The organism is Methylorubrum zatmanii, assembly GCF_014845115.1.
Taxonomy (GTDB): Bacteria; Pseudomonadota; Alphaproteobacteria; order Rhizobiales; family Beijerinckiaceae; genus Methylobacterium; species Methylobacterium zatmanii.
This window is the reverse complement of record NZ_NKUI01000289.1, coordinates 1-4,025: the sequence shown is the minus strand read 5'-3', so window position 1 is coordinate 4,025 and position 4,025 is coordinate 1. Positions and strand designations below refer to the sequence as shown.

2 protein-coding genes and 1 pseudogene are annotated in these 4,025 nt (G+C 70.7%); 1 reads left to right on the top strand and 2 read right to left on the bottom strand.

All coding sequences use genetic code 11. The features are described 5' to 3' along the window. Positions 1 to 260: 260 nt before the first annotated feature. On the top strand, positions 261 to 2,615 hold the full coding sequence (locus MZTS_RS23640; RefSeq protein WP_192285696.1) for a GumC family protein: 2,355 nt from the start codon (positions 261 to 263) through the stop codon (positions 2,613 to 2,615). Between the two features lie 464 nt (positions 2,616 to 3,079). Here MZTS_RS23640 and MZTS_RS23635 read toward each other — a convergent pair whose 3' ends face one another. Continuing rightward, positions 3,080 to 3,403: a YbaB/EbfC family nucleoid-associated protein gene (locus MZTS_RS23635; RefSeq protein ID WP_009864290.1), complete on the bottom strand. Its 324-nt coding sequence runs from the start codon at positions 3,401 to 3,403 to the stop codon at positions 3,080 to 3,082. A gap of 88 nt (positions 3,404 to 3,491) precedes the next feature. Then, positions 3,492 to 4,025, bottom strand: a pseudogene (locus MZTS_RS23630) (DNA polymerase III subunit gamma/tau); the annotation flags it as partial.

Sequence of the window (4,025 nt, the reverse complement as noted above, 5' to 3'; positions counted from 1 at the left end):
GCCTCATACCCAATCCGGTTGCTCCCTTCGGGATGGGGGATTTGGGCTTCGCTCAGGCGCCGCGCGGGCTTGCCGAGGCCAACCCGCTCCGATCGAGCGGAGGTCGTATCACGCGGCAGGCGATCGTATTCGAAGAAGGGGCTGGCGCTGCCCCGGACGCGCATCCAGGTGCTTTAACGGGAAGTCAACCTTAACGTCGGCTACTGGCGCCATGCGGATCGACGGCCTCGATCCCAGTCCTGCTTGCGTAAAGACTGCCCATGCCCCGCCTCAGGCTGTCGACCGATCCGTCTCCTCCTTCCTCCGGCGGCCCTGGCGGATCCGGCGAGGGGCTGGCGGTCGGTCAGATCGGCGGCGTGCTGCGGCGCTCCTGGGCCTGGATCGCGGTGCCGACCCTGCTCGCCGCCCTCGGCGCGGGCGTGTTCGTGCAGGTGGTGACCCCGCGCTACACCGGTGAGGCCAAGGTCCTGCTCGAGAGCCGCGATCCATCCTTCGCGCGCAATGCCGCCGAGCGGGCCGAGCAGGCGCAGCCGATCGACGAGCAGGCCGTGGCGAGCCAAGTGCAGGTGGCGATGTCCCGCGACCTTGCTCGGGAAGCGATCCGCCGCCTCAAGCTCATCGGCAATCCCGAATTCGATCCGCAGGCCGAGGCCGCCTCGCCGATCCGGCGCACGCTGATGATGCTCGGCCTCGCCGCGGCGCCGTTGGAGCGCGCGCCCGAGGATCGGATCCTCGACACCTATCTCGATCACCTTCTGGTCTATCCGGCGGGCAAGTCCCGGATCCTCACCGTCGAGTTTCGCTCCCGCGATCCTGAACTCGCCGCCCAGGGGGCCAATACGGTGGCGGAGCTCTATCTCGACTCGCTGGCGGCGGCCTCGGTCGATACCGCCCGCTACGCCTCGACCTGGCTCGGCAACAATATCGAAACCCTGCGCTCGCGCGTCGCCGAGGCCGAGGCTCAGGTCGAGGCCTTCCGCGCCAAGAACGGTCTGATCGGCGCGAGCGGCACCGCCGCCGCCGCGCCGCTCTCGTCCCAGCAGCTCGCCGAATTGTCGAGCCAGCTCTCCCAGGCGCGCACGGTCAGCGCCGACCTGACCACCCGCGCCAAGCTCCTCAAGGACATGATCAAGGAAGGCCGCGCCTTCGAGATTCCGGACGTGGCCAATAACGAGCTGATCCGGCGCACCGTCGAGAGCCGGATGGCGATGCGGGCTCAGCTCGCCCTCGAATCGCGCACGCTGCTGCCGGCCCATCCCCGGATCAAGGAGCTGACCGCGCAGGTCCAGGATCTGGAGAGCCAGATCAAGGCCGCCGCCGAGCGGATCGTGCGGACCCTGGAGAACGACGCCAAGATCGCCAATGCCCGGGTCGAGAGCCTGCGGGCCACGGTCGAGGGCCAGCAGGACATCGTTGCCAAGGGCAATACCAGCGAGGTGCAGCTGCGCGCCCTGGAGCGCGAGGCGAAGTCGCAGCGCCAGCAGCTCGAATCCTACCTCGCCCGCTACCGCGAGGCCGCCGCCCGCGACGCCGAGAATGCGAGCCCGGCGGATGCCCGCGTGATCTCCCGCGCCGTCGTGCCGGACCTGCCGTCCTTCCCCAAGAAGCTGCCGATCGTCGCCTTCGCCACGGTGCTGGCCTTTCTGCTCGCCAGCGCGGGCGTCGTCGGCCGCCACCTCCTCGTGACGCCGCCCGGCCCCGGCGGCGGTCGCTTCGAGGACGAGGGAGAGCCCCTGACCCAGGCGGCGCCGCGCGCGGTGTCCCAGGACATCTATCCCGAGGCGGAACCCGCCTCGCGTCGCCGGTCCGCGCATGAGCCCTTCTACGGCCCGGTCTATCCGGCCTCGGCCGAAGAGCGGTTCGCCCCGGCCATGGCCTTCGCTCATTCCCTGCGGGCCACGGCGACGGTCCACCATCCCGTTTTCGCCAGCCCGGCGCCGCTCGGCCCGGACGCGGCGGGCCGCCGGGACGGCTCGGACGATGCGTTGAAATCCTCGACCGCCTCGGCCGACCTCAACGGGTTGATCGCCCGGCTTCAACAGGGCGTGGGCAGGGCAGGCACCCGAACGGCCAAGGGGGGCTGCGTGCTCGTGGTCGAGACGGCCCGCTCCGAGGCAGGCTCCGGCCTCACCTCCGACCTCGCCCGGGTGCTCGGCCCTCGCGGCCTGATTCTGCTGGTCGACGTCAACGGTGCGGCCGGCGGCTATGCCGAGCCGGGCCTGACCGACCTCGTCGCCGGCGCGGCCGATTTCCCCGATGTGATCCAGCCCATGCGCGGTTCGCGGATTCACACGGTCAAGCGCGGCTTCGCGCCCCTCGACGTGCTGGTGGAAGAGCCACAGGGCTTGGCCATCAGCTTCAACGCCCTGTCCCAGAGCTACGATTGGGTGTTGTGCCGGCTCGATACCAGCGCCGGCCGGGGCGCTGCCGACCTCGTCACCGCGGTCGGGCCCTGCATGGACTCCATCGTGATCGCCTCCGACGCCGAGGCCGACGATCCGGCCCTGGTCTCGCTCTATCGCCGCGCCAAGGAGGCGGGACCGCGCCAAGTGCTGGTCGCCCGTAACGGCACCGAGCCGATGCTCGAATCGACGCCGCTGCGGCTCTCCGCCTGACGCGGGGGGCGGTCACCGGGCGTGAGATCAGCGGGCGTGAGAAGTGGGAGGAGGGGACCGGACAGGCAGGTGTTCCGGCTCTCCCCGATCGCGGCGGTGGTTCCGCCGGCTCTGATCGGAGAGAGGCCGGCGGAACCGCCGAGCCTCGCTAGGGGGGCCGCGTACGACCCGGCGATCCGAACCCTGCTCCTTCGGCAAGGCCGGCGCCTTAACAAAATTTGCGGCGGCGCAGATGCCCACAGGATGCACTGCTGCGTCCTCCACTCCGGCGAGGCGGGACGGATTGCCGTCTCACCGAAGCTATCTGCTTCGCGCCGCAGGTCGATTCGTCCACGGCGGCCCCTTGACCGGGTTACGGCGCCCCACCGGCATCCCTCTGTGGCAGGGCGACGCAGGCAAGCCCTGGGGAAACCCGGAATGTCCTTTTGAAGGTTGGCTGCCGGCTCGTCCGCCCGGACGACGATCTAGAAAGGCAGCTTCATGCCGGGGGGCAGAGGCAGGCCCTTGGTCAGCTCGGCCATCTTCTCCTGCGCCGTCGCCTCGGCCTTGGCTCGGGCATCGTTGCAGGCCGCGACGATCAGGTCCTCCAGGATCTCGCGCTCGTCGGCGACCATCAGGCTCGGATCGATCGAGACGCCGAGCACCTGCCCCTTCGCCGTCATCCGCACGCTGACAGCCCCGCCGCCGGAGGCGCCCGAGACCTCGACCGCTTCGAGTTCCGACTGGAGCGAGGCCATCTTCTCCTGCATGGCCTGGGCCTGCTTCATGATGCCCATCAGGTCGCGCATGGTCGGTCCGCTCCGGTTCCGGTCGAGAAAAACTGTACTGGCTCCCACTTAGGCGCGGGTGTCGGCCTCCGCCAGGGCCGCGGCAGGCTCAGGCGTCCTCGTCATCCGTCTCCTCGGGCGGCGGATCGGCGGCGGCAGCGCCCGCCGCGAGGTCGGTGAGATCGCCCTCCGGGGCCTTATCCCGGACATCGACGATTTGCGCGCCGGGGAAACGGCTGAGCACCTCCCGCACCAGGGGATGGGCGGCGGCGTTCTGGTGACGGGTCTGCTCGGCCTGCCGGACGTTCTCCGCAAGCGTCGGCGCGCCCTCGTCCTTGGAGACCGCCACGACCCAGCGCCGCCCGGTCCAGGCGTCGAGCGCCCGGGCGAGATCGTTGGCCAGGGTCGCGCGACCGCCCTGGGCGAGGCGGAACTCGATGCGGCCCTCCTCGAAGCGCACGAGGTGGACGTCGCGCTCCAGCGCCACCTTCAGGGCGATGTCGCGGGCGGCCTCGGCCTGGGCGACCACGTCCTCGAAACGCCTGAGACGGGGGCCGTCCGGTTCGGCCGGAGCCGGACGGGGCGCCGCTTCCGGCAGGGAGGCGGTCACGGGGACCGAGGTCAGGGCCGGACGGGGTGGGGG